Annotated in this window: 10 protein-coding genes and 2 pseudogenes; 7 read left to right on the forward strand and 5 right to left on the reverse strand. The window is 59.4% G+C overall.

The window, feature by feature from the left end; genetic code table 11:
• Positions 1–37: 37 nt before the first annotated feature.
• The gene (locus NLY44_RS28930) at positions 38–1270 is read right to left on the reverse strand and encodes a trans-sulfuration enzyme family protein (protein WP_023806678.1); all 1233 of its coding nucleotides are present in this window, start codon (positions 1268–1270) and stop codon (positions 38–40) included.
• Between the two features lie 74 nt (positions 1271–1344).
• On the opposite strand from NLY44_RS28930, the gene pdxR reads away from it, so the two are divergent.
• From pdxR to NLY44_RS28950, 4 genes are all read left to right on the forward strand, one after another.
• Complete coding sequence (pdxR, locus tag NLY44_RS28935) at positions 1345–2850, forward strand: MocR-like pyridoxine biosynthesis transcription factor PdxR (RefSeq protein WP_031356237.1); 1506 nt, start codon at positions 1345–1347, stop codon at positions 2848–2850.
• Positions 2851–3009: 159 nt separating this feature from the next.
• Positions 3010–3501: an MOSC domain-containing protein gene (locus NLY44_RS28940; protein WP_031198755.1), complete on the forward strand. Its 492-nt coding sequence runs from the start codon at positions 3010–3012 to the stop codon at positions 3499–3501.
• A gap of 6 nt (positions 3502–3507) precedes the next feature.
• On the forward strand, positions 3508–4458 hold the full coding sequence (locus NLY44_RS28945; RefSeq protein WP_023806681.1) for a PDR/VanB family oxidoreductase: 951 nt from the start codon (positions 3508–3510) through the stop codon (positions 4456–4458).
• A 51-nt stretch (positions 4459–4509) separates the two neighbouring features.
• The gene (locus tag NLY44_RS28950; protein ID WP_023806682.1) at positions 4510–6906 is read left to right on the forward strand and encodes a hypothetical protein; all 2397 of its coding nucleotides are present in this window, start codon (positions 4510–4512) and stop codon (positions 6904–6906) included.
• A 168-nt stretch (positions 6907–7074) separates the two neighbouring features.
• On the opposite strand, the gene NLY44_RS28955 is transcribed toward NLY44_RS28950, so the two are convergent.
• The 3 genes and pseudogenes from NLY44_RS28955 to gmd all read right to left on the reverse strand — a co-directional run bounded on the left by NLY44_RS28955 (position 7075) and on the right by gmd (position 10862).
• Positions 7075–8496, reverse strand: a complete 1422-nt coding sequence (locus NLY44_RS28955) for a phosphomannomutase (protein ID WP_023806683.1) — start codon at positions 8494–8496, stop codon at positions 7075–7077.
• A gap of 352 nt (positions 8497–8848) precedes the next feature.
• A pseudogene (gene fcl, locus NLY44_RS28960) lies at positions 8849–9792 on the reverse strand (GDP-L-fucose synthase).
• On the reverse strand, positions 9792–10862 hold the full coding sequence (gene gmd / locus NLY44_RS28965) for a GDP-mannose 4,6-dehydratase (RefSeq protein WP_023806684.1): 1071 nt from the start codon (positions 10860–10862) through the stop codon (positions 9792–9794). Before gmd ends, fcl begins: the two are co-directional and overlap by 1 nt.
• 974 nt (positions 10863–11836) lie before the next feature.
• On the opposite strand from gmd, the pseudogene NLY44_RS28970 reads away from it, so the two are divergent.
• Positions 11837–12822: pseudogene (locus NLY44_RS28970) on the forward strand (nodulation protein NodZ).
• 240 nt (positions 12823–13062) lie between these two features.
• Entirely contained in the window at positions 13063–14478 is a 1416-nt protein-coding gene (locus NLY44_RS28975) for a mannose-1-phosphate guanylyltransferase/mannose-6-phosphate isomerase (protein ID WP_023711831.1), read from the forward strand.
• Positions 14479–14679: 201 nt separating this feature from the next.
• Here the strand turns inward: NLY44_RS28975 and NLY44_RS28980 are convergent, their stop codons facing one another.
• Positions 14680–15054 (reverse strand): hypothetical protein, encoded by a 375-nt coding sequence (locus NLY44_RS28980; RefSeq protein WP_245263882.1) that lies wholly within the window; start codon positions 15052–15054, stop codon positions 14680–14682.
• A gap of 413 nt (positions 15055–15467) precedes the next feature.
• Between NLY44_RS28980 and NLY44_RS28985 the strand changes: the two genes are divergently transcribed.
• Positions 15468–15950, forward strand: coding sequence for a hypothetical protein (locus NLY44_RS28985; protein WP_023711829.1), 483 nt, complete (start codon positions 15468–15470; stop codon positions 15948–15950).
• Positions 15951–16046: the final 96 nt, after the last annotated feature.

Raw genomic sequence — 16046 nt, forward strand, 5'->3', positions numbered from 1 at the left:
CTATGTGTGAGCGCAGAGATGGCCGCACGCCAGGTCATTACAAGACGTCCAAAGCCCGCCGCAGATCGGCGATCAGGTCATCAGCGTCTTCAAGCCCCACCGAGAGACGCATGAGATCCTCGCCGACTCCATCGGCCAAATGGGCATCCTTGCGGATCGGCTGCCGAGCACGGGTGAGGCTTGCTGGATGATAGATGAGGCTGTCGGCATCGCCGAGGCTGACGGCGCGAATGATCAGGTTGAGCCGGTCCATCATCCGGCGCGCTCCTTCGTATCCAGCGTGGAGGCCAAAGGCCAACATGCCCGATCCGTTGGACATCTGTTTTCGCGCCGTCACCTGATCAGGGTGCGAGTCGAGGAACGGATAACTCACAAATGCCACCGCCGGGTGCGCTTCCAGCGCCCGAGCCACCGCAAGGGCTGTGGCGCTGTGCCGTTCCATACGCAGCGTCAGCGTCTTGAGACCGCGCAGGATTAGGAAAGCTGACAGGGGCGAGAGCGCTGCGCCGGTGATGTAGCGCAGGCCCGTTTCATGCAGCGTACGGAGCGTTTGGGCGTCGCCGAGAAGCGCCCCGCCAAGGGCATCGCCATGACCATTGATGTACTTGGTCATCGAATGGAGCACGATGTCCGCCCCGTGCTCAAGCGGTCGCTGGAGCGCGGGCGAGGCGAAGGTGCTGTCGACTGCAACCCTTACACCGCGCGCGTGAGCGCGCTCTGCAATTGCCGCTATGTCGAGGATGCGGCTCAGCGGATTCACCGGCGTCTCGAAGAAAACCAGCCGCGTCCGCTCGGTGATCGCAGCATCGAGATTGTGGGGATTTGACAGATCGACCGCGACGACCTTGATGCCGAAGCGGGGGACCGCCTGTTCGACCATGGCAAGCGTGTTCGCATAAAGCGTCTTGTGGACGATGAGTTCATCGCCCTGGGACAGGAGCGACAGGATCAGAGTGCCGAAGGCCGCCATCCCCGAGGCAACAACCAGCCCCGCCTCGGCTCCTTCCAGATTCGCGAGCCGCTGCTCGAGGATCTCGGTCGTGGGATTGTATTCGCGCGCATAGAGCCTTCCACCAAGGGCGGCGGCGGCATCGTTTGCTGCCACGCTTTCGAACCCATAGGTTGACGTCAGGAACACTGGCGGCTGGACGGCATTGGAAAAGCCGGCCGGATCGTAGCCATGATGGATCGCCCGGGTGGCAAATCCGGGGCTGGTGCGGTTGAGCGACCCCGTGGGAGCATCGGTTTCGGATTGATGGGAGCTGGTCATTCGGCCTCTGCGATCTCTCTTGGGGTTCCGAAAGATTGACGGCAACCTGGCCAATGTGAAATATCCAGTTGGCGATGAAAGAGATGGTCCAGTCTTCAAGTGCCGGGTCTGCAGCGCGCTCGCACGCGATGGGTGCACGCCAGATATACGAAGCCCTTCGCGAGCAAATCCTCGGCGGCGTCTACGAAACCGGCAGTCAGTTGCCATCCTCCCGGGCCCTGGCAAATGACCTCGGCGTTTCGCGAACCACGGTGACGGTCGCCTATGAGCAACTGGCTGCGGAGGGTTTCATCGAAGTCCGTCAAGGCGCACGACCTCGCGTTGCGTCTTCGTTGATGGGCCATGGGACGGGGCGCACTCACGCGCAACGGGTCGGCCCAATCCACCTGTCCGCATATGGCGAGCGGCTGCGCGCGACGTCACCCTGGCCAGATTATCTGCCGACTGGGCTGAAGGTCGAGTTCCGCTATGGCGACCTCGCGCCGTCGGATTTCCCTTCATTGGTCTGGAAACGCGCGATGAACGAGGCGATGGGGCAGCGCCCGCTGCGTCTTGCCTATGACGATCCTCGCGGCTCGCGCCGGCTTCGCCAGGCGCTTCAGGGCTATCTCTGGCGCGCCCGGACCCTGAGCTGCGACCTCGACCAGATCATAGTTGTGAACGGTTCGCAGCAGGGCCTTGATCTGTGCGCGCGCCTGCTTCTCGATCCCGCCGACCGTTTCGTCATCGAGGATCCGTGCTACAGGATGGCGCGTCAGGTCTTTGCCAGTACGGGTGCCTCACCCATCCCGGTCATCGTCGACGAAGACGGGATGAGGACCGAGTTGCTGGCGGGGATCGGAGCACGACTGGCTTATGTGACGCCATCGCATCAGTTTCCGCTGGGCGGCGTCATGCCGATCGCGCGCCGCCATCAGCTTCTGAAATGGGCGCGGCACAACAACGCCTATGTGATCGAGGACGACTACGACAGCGAATATCGCTACGACATCAATCCGGTCCCTCCGCTGCACAGTCTCGAGGACCACGGGGCTGTCATCTACCTCGGCACGATCTCCAAAACGCTCTCGCCGATGCTGCGCATCGGCTACCTCGTCGTCCCGCCCGAATTGCAGGAGGTCTTCGCAACCGCCAAACAATTCGCAGACCGGCATTCGCCGGTCGCTGAACAGGAAGCGCTGGCATCGTTGATCGAGAGCGGCGGCTACGAAAGCCATGTGCGCCGTGTGCGCAGGCTGAACGGCGAGCGTCGGGAAACGTTGTTGGGTGCCTTGCAGCACAGCTTCGGGGATCGCATCACTGTCCAGGGAGCAGATGCGGGACTGCACGTCGCCGTTTGGTTCAATGACCTGCCACGATCGCGGGAAACGGCCTTGGTCGAATCCGCCCGCGACGCTGGCCTGGGGCTACACCTGATCTCGCTGCTCTACGAACGGCCATCGGACGAAGGCCGCACCGATCGCGTCGGACTTGTCATGGGCTATGCCGCCTTGAGCATTCGGCAGATCGGGAAGGGCGTTGAGGTCCTGCGAGAGGTTGTCAAGCAGGTGCAAGACGCGATGCCGGCGCGGAACAACTGAGCCGGGGCGACGCCGAAAGCTGGCGCTGAAAACGGTCCGAGGGCCCCCCGTATTTCTTTCCAAACAGCCAACTGGACCGGGAAAATGCCATGCAACTGGCGCTGTTGATCAGGCCAGTTTTGCAGCAGGTTTCCACGAGACGAATTTCCGAGAGCGATGATGACCTGGCGAGGAAAGCTGCTTCACGTCCATATCGCGCCTGCCGCCTCCTATGAAATGGAGGAGCTGGCGCAGGCGCAGCTTATTGCCGGCCAAGGCGTTGTCGGAGACCGCTACTACCTGGAGACGGGGACCTATTCCGCGCGTCCTGACGTTCGCGAAGTGACGCTGATCGAAGCTGAAGTCTTGGACGCCATCGCGCAGGGCGAACCCAGAATTCCGGGCTTCAAGGCCAAACTCGCACCCGAAGATCACCGGCGCAATCTGACGACACGAGGCGTTCCGCTTAGCCATCTTGTCGGCAAACGCTTCCGGGTCGGGGAAACGATTCTCAGGGCCGCCCGGATGAATGTGCCGTGCAAGTATATCGAGGAGTTGCTCGGGCTTCCGGGTCTCTACGAGGGGCTTCTGAACCGCTCCGGCCTGAACTGCACAATCGAGGTCGGGGGCGTGATCCGCCCCGGTGATCTGATCTTGCCCATCGACGAATGAAACGCCATGGCCTCGCCGCGCATCATCATGAAGCTGACCGTGACCGCCGCCCGCAAGGAGCCGGGCGACGTGCTGGTCATCGACCTGAAACACCCACGCAAACCTGTGCTGCCGGCGTTCGAAGCGGGTTCTCACGTCGACGTCCATCTGCCTGAAGGGAAGGTGCGTCAGTATTCACTTTGCGGCGACCCGACCGAGCTTGGCCGCTACACCATCGCGGTGAAGCGCGAGAATGACGGCCGTGGCGGCTCGGCGTGGATCCACGAAATCATTGCCGTCGGCTCCACACTGCCTGTCTCCGCGCCACGCAACCATTTTGCGCTCAAGCCAGGCGAGGGGCCGAATTTGCTGCTGGCAGGGGGAATCGGGATCACCCCGATTCTGGCCATGGCGCGCGCGCTCACCCGGCAGGCCAAGCCCTTCGAGTTGCACTATTTCACCCGCAGCCGGGCGCTCACGCCACTCTTGGCGGCGATCGGGAGCGATCTTCCTGGCGGCAATGTGCGGATCCATTTCGACGACGAGCCTCAGACCCGGCAGAACATCGCCGCGCTGCTGGCGAACCGTTCGGACGACGCGCAGACATACTACTGCGGACCGCCTGGCTTCATGGCGGTTGTGGGGCGCGCGGCTCAACACTGGCCCGAGGGTACTGTTCATTTCGAAACTTTCCAGCCTCCCGAGTTTGATGGCGCGCCACCGGAACCGTTCGTCATAGAACTGGCTGAGGGCAGGGTGGTTGAGGTTTCGGCTGAGACCACGGCACTGGCCGCCTTGCGTGCGGCCGGTGTGCCGTTGATGGCCTCGTGTGAGAACGGGGTGTGCGGGACCTGCGAATGCGCAATGCTGGGGGGACAGCCGATCCATCGGGATGCCGTCCTGTCCAAGGAGGCACGCGGCCACCGCTTCATCCCCTGTGTGTCGCGCGCGACAGGTGTGTTGAAACTCGATCTTTGACCATTTGGGCGGGGGTCCTGTGAGACCGGCAGCTGATTTGCGGGAAACTGAATGACGAGGAAACTGGAATATCTGAACGAGATCGAGCGCTGCGTCTCCTGGCTCGCAGCCTGGACGATCCACCACGCCAACCACGTCCGCGAGGGCGATGAGATCAAGGTCGGGGGGCATCAGGCCTCGTCCGCGTCGCTGAGTACCATCATGACCGCGCTCTACTGTTCGGTCCTGCGCCCGCAGGATCGGGTGGCGGTCAAACCCCATGCGGCGCCGATCTTCCATGCACTTCAGTATCTGGCGGGCAACCAGACCCACGAAAAGCTCATGAACTTCCGCGGCTACAAGGGCGCGCAGAGCTACCCTTCGCGGACGAAGGATGTCGACGATGTCGACTTCTCGACCGGGTCGGTGGGTCTCGGCGTTGCTCAGACGCTGTTCTCGTCGCTGGTGCAGGACTACGTCTCGGGTCACGGCTGGATGAAGGAGCGTGCCGAGGGCCGAATGGTCAGCCTGATCGGCGACGCCGAGATGGATGAGGGCAACATCTACGAGGCCCTGATCGAAGGCTGGAAGCACGGGCTCAGGAACTGCTGGTGGGTGGTCGACTACAATCGCCAGTCGCTCGACGCCGTGATCCGGGAGGGCCTCTGGCAGCGTTTCGAGCAGATTTTTCGCAACTTCGGCTGGGACGTGATGGTCCTGCGCCACGGCGCTCTGCAAGAGGCTGCCTTTGCCGAGCCGGGGGGCGAGAAGCTGCTCGAGTGGATAGAGCGCTGTCCGAACCAGCTCTATTCGGCGCTGACCTTCCAAGGGGGTGCTGCCTGGCGCAAGCGGCTGCTCGACGAGATCGGAGACCAAGGGCCGGTCACCACTCTGATCGAACGCCGCTCCGACGACGAGTTGCAGGCGTTGATGACGAACCTTGGCGGGCATGACATGCCGAGCCTCCTCGAAGCCTTCGAGGCGGCGTCCAGGCATGACCGTCCCGTCTGCTTCATCTGTTACACCATCAAGGGCTACGGTCTGCCGCTTGCCGGACACAAGGACAACCACGCGGGGCAGATGACGCCCACGCAGATGGAAGACTACCGCCTGCAAATGGGCGTAAAGCGGGGTGAGGAGTGGGACAAATGGGCGGCCGCCACCTTGCCGGAAGCGGAACTTGACGCCTTCTTCGCAAAGGCGCCGTTCTTCAGTGAGGGGCGTAGGAGGCTGTCTGCGCCGTCGGTGCCGGTGCCTGAAACCCTTCCGTCACCGGGGCAGCCCGGCAAGCCGCTCTCGACTCAGATGGGCTTCGGCCAGATCCTGAACGACATCGCACGCGAGCGCAGTCTGCTTGCCGACCGCATTGTCACCACCTCGCCCGATGTGACGGTCTCGACCAATCTCGGTGGCTGGGTCAACCGGCGCGGCCTTTTCGCCCGGGAGACCATGGCGGACACCTTCAAGGCCGAACGCATTCCGTCGACCTTTACCTGGGAATTTGGGCCGAAGGGGCAGCACCTCGAGCTCGGGATCGCCGAGTCGAACCTGATGATCATGCTCGGGGCACTCGGTCTCTCGCACTCGATCAATGGCGTGCGCCTGCTGCCGATCGGGACAGTCTATGATCCCTTCATCTACCGATCGGCCGACCAGCTAAACTACGCCTGCTATCAGGATGCGCGCTTCATGCTGGTCGCAACGCCCTCGGGCGTGACGCTGGCGCCCGAGGGCGGGGCACACCAGTCGATCGGCACCCCATTGATCGGCATGGCGCAGGATGGGCTTTGCGCCTTCGAACCGGCCTTCGTCGACGAACTGTCCGTGATCATGCGCTTTGCCTTCGATTACATGCAACGTAATGGCGAGGGGGATCCGGATGAGACGACGTGGCTGCGTGATCAGACCGGAGGATCGGTCTATCTTCGCCTGTCAACCCGGCCGCTCGAGCAGCCGCTGCGCGACATGAACCCGGCGCTCGCGCGGGACATCGTCAATGGCGCCTATTGGCTGCGTCCGCCTGGGCCCAACGCGAGTGTCGTCATTGCTTATCAAGGCGTCGTCGCGCCGGAGGCGATTGCCGCGACGGGTCTTCTGGCGGAGGACAGGCGCGATGTCGGGCTGCTCGCGATCACCTCCGCGGACCGGCTTAATGCGGGCTGGCAGGCGGCGGAACGTGCCCGGCAGCGTGGCGCGATTGGCGCCCTGAGTCATATCGAGCGGCTGCTCGCGCCGCTATCGCGTGACTGCGGCATCGTCACCGTGATCGACGGCCACCCGGCGACGCTCGCGTGGCTCGGTGGGGCTAACGGGCATCGCGTGAAGGCGCTCGGGGTCGAGCAGTTCGGCCAGACGGGGACTATTGCGGACCTATACCGTCACCACGGCCTGGACACCAACGCCATCGTACATGCGGCGCAGGCGGTCAGTGCGGGACCGGCTGTTCGCTTCCGGAAGGCGCTGCCTTGACCATGAGCTAACGGATGCTCCGTGGCTGGTACGGATCGGCTGTTTCCACGGGCGTTCCGGTTCGCTTCAAAGCGGACAGGGCCGGGACACTGTGGACGTTCTGATCGCGCTTGAGTAGCTTGTGCGACCCCCAGGGTCACCTGGAATACGCAGGGAGGCGGCTTTTATTTAGCCTTGCGTCCAATTACGAACTCGATCCAATCCAGTCCGGAGCAAAAGCTCCGCGTCCTCCCGATTTTCGGCTTCGACGTAGCACCGCATTTCCGGGGCATTTCCGGATGGACGCAAATGCAAGACACGCTTATCCGCGAGAGTGATACGAAGTCCGTCAACATCGCTAACCTTGCTTACCACTCCAATCGACCCGACGAAGGCGGCAATGTTAGTTTCCGCTGTACGAAGGTATGTCATGAGGCGAGTGCTGCTTTCGACGGAAAAATTTTCCAAGCGATCCGCCGCCGCTGCCGGCAATTGAAAGGAACTGCCAATCTCTGACAGTGGCTGCCCACTTGTATTAACAAGGGAAAGTGCCGCGAGGATGGGGAGAAAACTGTCGCGTGTAGGTAGCGCTGGCAGTTTAGTTCCGTTCGGGTCAAAGTCCGTGCCGGTCAACAAACCACCGTTTGCTTCGAAACCAACCACGCGCTCGTGACCCGACGCAACCAAATCGAGCATGGCAGCAATAACAAATGGCGATCCAACCTTGGTACGCACGACTTTAAAAGAACCTGCGGTCTCGATACCAGAGTTTGATGTGACCGGCGTGACGACTGCCTTCGCTTGCAGGAAGTTCGCCGTAATCAGGCCTAACAAATCACCGCGAAGGGGGTCTCCGTGGTCGTCAGCTACCAGTGGGCGGTCACCATCGCCATCTGCCGAGACGACCGCATCAAGCCGATGCTCTTTGGCCCAGAGCTTGAACTGTTGAGCAGTCTCGTCAGAGACCGCTTCAGTGTCGACAGGAATGAAACCTTCCGAACGTCCCAGGGTTACGACCGTCGCACAGTGATATGAGAGAATGTCAACCAAGAGATCGCGCGCGACTGTGCTGTGCTGATATACGCCCACCGTTAAGCCCTTTAGAGCATTAATCTCCATAAGCTTTCGATTGCGCGCCGTGAAAAAGGCCTTGCATTCGGCCTCCCGGTGCTGCCGACGTGCAACAGCACCTTCAAGGACGTATCCGCGCTTCTCCAGCTGCAAGGCGATGCGCGTTATCTCCCGCTCATCACCCTTGTCGATCTCACCGTCGGGTCGATAGAATTTTATTCCATTACGGTCGGCCGGAATGTGCGAGCCTGTGATCATCAAACAACCACTCTTACGCGCCTGAGCATACAGTGCCAGGGCAGGGGTGGGGACTGCGCCGCAATCGACTACGATGAAGCCGAGCGCGGACAGTGCCGCCGCACAGACGGCGGCGATGGCCGGACTCGAGGCGCGAAAGTCGCGCCCTATGAGTATCTCGTCGCCAATTCTGGCCAGGCCGGATTCCAGCAGGAATGTCGCGAATGCCGTTGCATATAGGGCAGAGGCGGCTCCTGCCAATTCTGTCGCCAGGCCCCGTAATCCACTTGTTCCGAATTTCATACCAAATCCGACGTTGCTAACCGGGTTTTGAAGGTAACATGCTCAAACTTTGGCTCGTCCGGAATGCCCATCGACAGATCCCTCGGACGAGAACAAGAAGTACATTCGGTTACCGTAGACGCGTTCGGTTATCGACGGTTACCCTTGTGAGGATTGACGCAGTCGGCGTCGGCGTGGGCAGCGCACCGTGACCTTCACGGCGACGAGGTTGGAGCGGATGGGGTCCGGGTCCGGCGGGGCTCCTCGCGGCTGGCTCACATGAGCGCTATCGCCATCGAGTGATTGTCTCAGTCTACATTAGCTCTGGGTCCCGAAAGCGCGTACAGGCCTGAGACGCAGCAAATCCTCTTATCTACCGCCGTTCGGTGTAGCTCCCGTTTAGAAATGCATGATAGACACTCTCGATGCCTTCCATGAGAGTGATCTTTGCTGCCCATCCCAAAGTGCGCAGCTTGTCGACGCTCATCAGCTTTCGCGGTGTACCGTCAGGTCTAGAGTGATCATGCGCAATCTCCCCAGTAAATCCGACTACACGGCAGATCATTCTAGTCAGCTCTAGGATCGTGATGTCCTGTCCGCAGCCGAGATTGACGTGATCATGGTCAGAGTAGTTCTTCAGAAGGAAGACTAATGCGTCGGCGCAGTCGTCGACGTGCATGAATTCCCGACGTGGTGTGCCCGTGCCCCAGATGGTGATTTGCTTATCACTTATGAGCTTAGCTTCATGCGCTTTCCGGATCAGCGCTGGGATGACGTGGCTTGACTGCAAGTCATAATTGTCGCCTGGCCCGTAGAGATTCGTCGGCATAGCGGAGATGTAGTCGCGGCCGTATTGCTGGCGATAGGCTTGAGCCATTTTGATGCCGGTGATCTTGGCGACGGCGTAGCATTCGTTGGTGCGCTCTAGTGGCCCGGTCAAAAGCGCGCTTTCAGGAATGGGCTGTGGTGCCATCTTCGGATAGATGCAAGACGAGCCGAGGAAGAGGACGCGGTCGACATTGTTTTCGTGGGCTGCCGCGAAGATATTGGCCTCGATCATCAGATTGTCGTAAAGAAAGTCGACCGGATAGGTGGCGTTCGCGAGAATACCACCTACCTTTGCCGCCGCCATAATGATAGCGTCCGGTTTCATCACTGCCACGAAGTTTTCAACCTCGGTCTGTCGCTTGAGGTCTAGCTCTCCCCGAGGGCGGCCACAACTTTGCAGTCTTCAGACGCGAGTCGGCGTACAACAGCGCTGCCCACCATACCTTTGTGGCCAGCGACCCACACGGTTTTTCCGTTAAGATCATACATTACGCTTCCTTCATGACTACAGATGTCTGCATGACCTTCAGGTCTTCGCGCACCATTTCCGCAGCAAGCTCGCGCACGGATGTCTCATGCACCCAGCCGAGCTTCTCCTTCGCCTTGGTAGCGTCACCCAGGAGAAGATCGACTTCCGTGGGGCGGAAGTAGCGTGGGTCCACTTGGACTAGGCATCTGCCGCTCGCTACATCATAGCCCTTTTCGCCGACACCCTTGCCACACCATTCGATCTCGACGCCGATATCTTCGAAAGCCCACTCGACGAATTGGCGGACAGGAGTCGTTTTGCCCGTAGCCAGCACGTAATCATCCGGTTGATCCTGCTGTATCATCATCCACATACCTCGCACGTACTCACGCGCATGGCCCCAATCGCGTTGAGCATCGAGATTGCCGAGATAAAGCTTGTCCTGCTTGCCCAGGTAGATAGCAGCGGCAGCGCGGCTGATCTTGCGCGTCACAAAAGTTTCGCCACGAAGGGGGCTTTCGTGATTAAAAAGAATGCCGTTGGAAGCGTGCATACCATAGCCCTCGCGATAATTGACGACCATCCAGTAGGCGTAGAGCTTGGCGGCGGCGTAAGGGCTGCGCGGATAAAAGGGCGTCGTTTCGTTCTGCGGTACGGACTGCACGAGGCCGTATAGCTCCGAAGTCGAGGCTTGATAGAAGCGGGTCTTGTCCGTCAGACCGAGGAGGCGAATCGCCTCAAGAAGTCGCAATGTACCGATACCGTCCGCGTTTGCTGTGTATTCAGGTGTTTCGAACGACACCTGCACATGGCTCTGAGCAGCCAAGTTGTAAATTTCGTCTGGCTGAGATTCCTGAACCACGCGGATGAGGTTAGTCGAATCAGTGAGGTCACCGTAATGCAAGATCAGGCGCGGATCGGATTCGTGCGGGTCTTGGTAGAGGTCTTCGATACGACCCGTGTTGAAGGAAGAGGAACGTCGCTTAATCCCATGAACGATGTAGCCTTTTTTGAGAAGAAGACGGGCAAGATAGGCACCATCCTGTCCAGTTATGCCCGTAATAAGAGCAACTTTTCTGCTATCGCCCATTCTATTCCTGCTCTATCTAAAGTTTAAGGTTTCGGCTCCGGCTCGCCACGCCGACACAATGTGCGGCCCGCCCCGTGCCCTATGGAGCACTTCGACAGATGCGGCGCGAAGCTCGTCATTGACAGTCTGCCAGCCGAGCACACCTGCTCTTGCTTGGAGTCACAGCAAAATAGAGTTGCGCCGCTAACTGGGATTCGTACATGCGGTCAGAGTGCCGCTCAGCTCACGCCGCGAGCGACTGTACTCCAAGCACCTTGCAGCTGATTTGCTCATCTATCAGCGAGTGAGGACGCCCTTCTTTCTTGCTTCAGCGTCTTCTAATGGGAATTGTTTGGATCAGTGAAATCGATTGTTTGGATAAAGTGCATCCACAGAATGGATGGTCTGACCGAGCAGCCGGGGCGCATCGCCGGCCCGGAGTCGTAGGTCCCGAGCTTCCGTTCGGGGCGAGGACAAAGTTCGTGGCCGCGAGCCCTCACCACAGCATCCGGCACAGGTCGTGCAGAACTTTGGGAGCAGACTGCAGATTCTGTCGATCAGCTGGTTCCAGGCGCGTCGAGCTATCGACCTCATCTCGCCCGGGACGGTTGCTGTATGCAGCCTTGCACCCTTGGCGTGTGGCGTCGACGGAACGATTTGCTCCGGCAGGCAGTCTCGCAGCGTTCCCCGGCTGTTTCGGCTCTATTGGCCGGGCCCGCGTCAGCCGAGCCCCTTCATCACGGCATCCAACGCATGGATGGCCGGCATCCACTCAATAGATTTTACACATGCCGCGGAGGCCCAGTAGAGAAGGCTGAACCGGAAGCGAGGGCATCGGCTTCAAGCCGTGCGAGCGTCACGGGATTAGTGGGCAGTGCTGAGTGAGCTCTTCTGCCCTATGGCCCGGCCTCTGCCAAGCGCCCGGCGTCGGGTCTACGTGTCTACTAAGGATTCCAAACCGGATGCAACCTCCTCTCTGAACGAGATTTCCGAAAATGCATGTTAGTGGATTGGAAAAGCGCCGGTTCGTCGTCTCTCGGAGGCGTACGGGGTTCGGTGATTGTCTGTGGTCATTGGCGGCCGCTTGGCGCTACGCGCAGCGGTCGGGACGAACTCTAGTCATCGACTGGCGGGGGCCTGCTACCTCGACCAACCCTTCACAAATGCGTTTCCGGTGTTCTTCCAGCCGATCAATGACATCGCTGGCGTGCCGGCTATTTCCGACGACCGGATCAACGACGTTTCCTTCCCTGGTCCATTCTTCCCGGAGTGGTGGAACAGGCCGGCGATCGAGTGCCTTTACCGGCCAGATGAGCAGATTTTCCAAGAGCGCGACGAGTTGGGCGAGCTCTTTCAGGCCGAACACGATGTCGAAGCGAACACAGTAGTGTGTGACGCTTGTCTGATGTGGCGGTGCGATGAGGATGCAGAGCGGCAGGTGTTCCAGAGTGTCCAGCCTCGGCCAGAAATTCAAGCCCGCATAGATGCCATTTATCAGGAATGTTTTGAGGGGCACAGCATCATCGGGATTCATGTTCGGCACGGTAACGGTGAAGACATCATGGAGCATGCGCCCTACTGGGCCGATCCGGAGCTCGCCGTTCGGCAAGTGTGCGCTGCAATTGACAAGGCTAAGGCGTTACCGCACCCCAGGCCTGTGCGGCTGTTCTTATGCACGGACAGCGCGCGGATACTGGATCTTCTGTCGGCCAGGTTTCCCGATCTGCTCACTGTCCCGAAGCACTTCGGATCCAATCAAGGTGGCCCCTTACACACTGCAGCACTCGGGATTGACGGCGGAATTTCCGCCCTCGTTGAGATGTATCTTCTCGGGCGCTGCGATACCGTAATTCGGTTTCCCCCGACGAGCGCCTTTACACGATATGCACGCCTTTTCGCACCACGGGTAATTGAATTCGATCTGAAAGAGCCAAGTCGTTTGACTTTGATAGAAGGCAGCCAAGTCTCTGATCTCAGTTAAGACCCGCCACCTGCGCAATTCGGCAGACGCAACCAACAGGCATAGTTGAATGCGCATTTCTCACCGACGCCAGTGGAGGCGTCGTACATTACCGATACCGTCGTCATCTGACGCCGCCTGCAACGCGCCAGAACTTCGCTGTTACGCGGGGGCCGCAGACAAACCAGAGCGACGGCGATCGTGACGCTGACGCTCGAAAGAACGCGGGCGATCACTCCAGAGACGAAATTGAGGTTGGTTATGAAAGTCATTCCCGTGATCATCAGCGGCGGAGCCGGATCGCGGCTATGGCCCGCCTCAAGGCAATCGCACCCCAAACCTTTCCTCAAAGTGGCGGATGGATATTCTCTCATTCAGCAGACTGTGCTGCGCGCCGCTTCGATAGAAGGTGTCGTGGAACTCGTCGCTGTGACATCCGGGGACCACCTCTTCCTGACCAAGGACGAATTTGACGAACTGGATTCCGTGGTCCTGCCACGCACCTTTCTGCTCGAGCCCGAAGCTCGGGATACGGCCGCCGCCGTGGCTGCAGCCGCGATCCATGCGAGGGCAACGCAAGGCCCTGACGCGATCCTGTGCGTCTTCCCGGCCGATCACCTGATTAGCAACCTGCCTGCGTTTCTAGACGTCATGGGCCTGGCCATGGAACATGCGAAGCTCGGGCGGATCGCCACATTGGGCGTCACCCCAACCAGACCGGACACCGCATTCGGCTACATCGAAGCAGATGGTGAGAACGTCGTCCGTTTCGTTGAAAAACCGAATCTGGAGACAGCCAAAGCCTATGTCGCGTCTCAACGCTTCTTCTGGAACGCCGGCATCTTCTGCTTCAGTGCGCAAACCATGCTCGACGAGATGGTTTTGCATTGTCCCGAGGTGCTCCAGGCCGTCGCCGACAGCTATGAGAACGGCCGCGCCAGTCAATGCCAAGGCTTTGCCAAAATCGAACTCGCGCCTGAGCATTTCGGTTCCGCGCCGCGAATCTCGCTCGACCACGCTGTCATGGAGAAGACTAACAGACTTGCCGTGATTCCCTGCGACATGGATTGGAACGACATCGGATCTTGGAACGCAATGGCCGATTTGATCGCCCCCGACGAAAGCGGGAACAGGATACGCGGCGATGTGCACATGGTCGACACGACCGGCACATATGTGAGCTCCGACAAGCGCGTCATCGGCACGGTGGGCGTAAGCGATCTGGTGATCGTGGATTCCCCGGACGCTTTGCTTGTCACATCCCGCGACCGCGTTCAGGACGTTAAGAAGCTCTTCGAGGGCCTCAAGGCTTCGGGACATGAAGCTCATCTGGTCCATAGCACGGTACACCGGCCCTGGGGTACCTATACGGTTCTGGAGGAAGGCGAGCGCTTCAAGATCAAACGCATCGAGGTGAAGCCCGGTCGCCAGTTGAGCCTGCAGATGCACTATCATCGTTCGGAGCACTGGGTCGTGGTCAGCGGCTCCGCCAAAATCGTCAATGGCGAGCAGGAGTTGTTCCTGGGGACAAACGAATCTACTTACATCCCCTGCGGCCATAAGCATCGGCTCGAGAACCCAGGCAGAATTGACCTGGTTATCATTGAAGTGCAGAGCGGCGATTATCTCGCCGAGGATGATATCGTTCGCTTCGACGACGAATATGGTCGAACGTAGATAACAGTACAAAAAACGTTAAACGGCGAGCCGTCGCTCAAGGATCTCTGTCGTGGGTTCTGGGCCTAACATTGACAAAGCAGCGGGCCGAGCGTGTCATAGTATCCGCCCCGCACTCTCATCAGGCACTCGATCCTGGTCGAAAACATCGGTGAGCGCTTGACAGCGCGCCGTCCGCGGTAACGAAGACTTCAGATCTTTTTAGGCGGACCCGTTGCTCAGCTGTTCAACGGCACAGCCGTATTTCAGCCTGTAGGCGGCAACGAAATCCTCATCGCTGCAGATGCAGCGGCCGCTGGAATCTTTGGCTTTCGGATCATGGAGGTAAGAACCAAGGGGGCGCAGTAGATTCACGCGAGTGCTGGTCGTCGGACTCATCGGAAAACCCGCACTATGCTTGACCAGGTCTGCGGCAAGCATGATCCCGGCAAGCGCTGATTGAAAGGCCATCGGAACCACGGTTCGAACGAGACGACTTCCATCGCTAAGCTGGAACCCGCCGCAGATAGCCTGCTGATAAAAGGAACGGAGGGGCTGGCCAACAAACGCGGCGAGCGGCCCAAACGGCACAGCCATCGCCGTAGCCACCCGAGCTACGAAGGAATTGACGGGGGCCCGCACAAGCGGTGGAGCATCAAGGGCGGTGGACCGAAGGGCGTTGGTTGCAAGGGCCGCCTTAGAGAGGCCGACCTCCGCCTGACCTGCCAACACGTAGCGCTGCAGGTTTGAGAGTTCGATAGCTTCGTGGCCGGCGATCTATCAGTTGCGGCATTGTCCCGGCAGCCGCCTGAGGTTCGCCTGTGTCGTGTCACCTGCAAATTCGAACAAAGTCAGGACAACGACTTTGACAAATCTTAGAATCGGCGGATGATGCCCACTCAACTTACCAGTGATTCACGTCTAGTTTGGATGCTGTGGCCCTACGAACGGATTGACGGCCGTTTAGGCTTTACCAGCTTCACCATTCAACAATTGATGGGATAGAAGTCATGGCCAAAGACTCTGCGCTTCTGTCTGAGCTGCATAAACTCATCGGGCAACGGATGGAGGCTGGCCAGATCGCGCAGCCAAGCGAGATCGTTGAGGAGATATTCAAAAGTAAACCTCTGACAGGCCCGCATGCCGACTTCTACAGAGCATTTGCCAAGAAAGAACTTGTGGGTGTCGTTACACGTATGTTGAAGCGCGTGGGCATGAGCGACGATCCTGCGTCCCCTCAGATGGTCCTTCCTGGCCATACTCGCTTAGTCAAATCGTATCCTGTGCTTCGGAACGGCGAACGGTCTCTGGTTCCAATAGGCCTCTGCACAACGGAAGAACTTTCTGACCACGTCTCGCTTCTTCGAAAGCAGGCAAAGGGCTGCGAAAACCACGCTGCAGAATTGGTTGAGTACCTTGCCACCAAAACCACCCGGGCGAAAATTGAAGCGCAAATCGAGAGGTCTGAAAGAACCGTAGCCGAACCGGCATGATAGCCGATGTCGCTATTTCCACCATTTCCTCACCTACTTCAGAATACGCCGAAGTAGTGCCTGACCAGATTAGCGGAATTAAACCGTTTGAGATAT

Source organism: Mesorhizobium sp. C089B, from assembly GCF_030323125.1.
Taxonomy (GTDB): domain Bacteria; phylum Pseudomonadota; class Alphaproteobacteria; order Rhizobiales; family Rhizobiaceae; genus Mesorhizobium.

Coding starts and splice junctions, on each gene's coding strand:
- pdxR (WP_031356237.1), top strand. CDS start 1,345: ATGAAAGAGATGGTCCAGTCTTCAAGTGCCGGGTCTGCAGCGCGCTCG.
- NLY44_RS28975 (WP_023711831.1), top strand. CDS start 13,063: ATGAAAGTCATTCCCGTGATCATCAGCGGCGGAGCCGGATCGCGGCTA.
- NLY44_RS28940 (WP_031198755.1), top strand. CDS start 3,010: ATGACCTGGCGAGGAAAGCTGCTTCACGTCCATATCGCGCCTGCCGCC.
- NLY44_RS28955 (WP_023806683.1), bottom strand. CDS start 8,496: ATGAAATTCGGAACAAGTGGATTACGGGGCCTGGCGACAGAATTGGCA.
- NLY44_RS28945 (WP_023806681.1), top strand. CDS start 3,508: ATGGCCTCGCCGCGCATCATCATGAAGCTGACCGTGACCGCCGCCCGC.
- NLY44_RS28985 (WP_023711829.1), top strand. CDS start 15,468: ATGGCCAAAGACTCTGCGCTTCTGTCTGAGCTGCATAAACTCATCGGG.
- NLY44_RS28930 (WP_023806678.1), bottom strand. CDS start 1,270: ATGACCAGCTCCCATCAATCCGAAACCGATGCTCCCACGGGGTCGCTC.
- NLY44_RS28950 (WP_023806682.1), top strand. CDS start 4,510: ATGACGAGGAAACTGGAATATCTGAACGAGATCGAGCGCTGCGTCTCC.
- NLY44_RS28980 (WP_245263882.1), bottom strand. CDS start 15,054: ATGGCTGTGCCGTTTGGGCCGCTCGCCGCGTTTGTTGGCCAGCCCCTC.
- gmd (WP_023806684.1), bottom strand. CDS start 10,862: ATGGGCGATAGCAGAAAAGTTGCTCTTATTACGGGCATAACTGGACAG.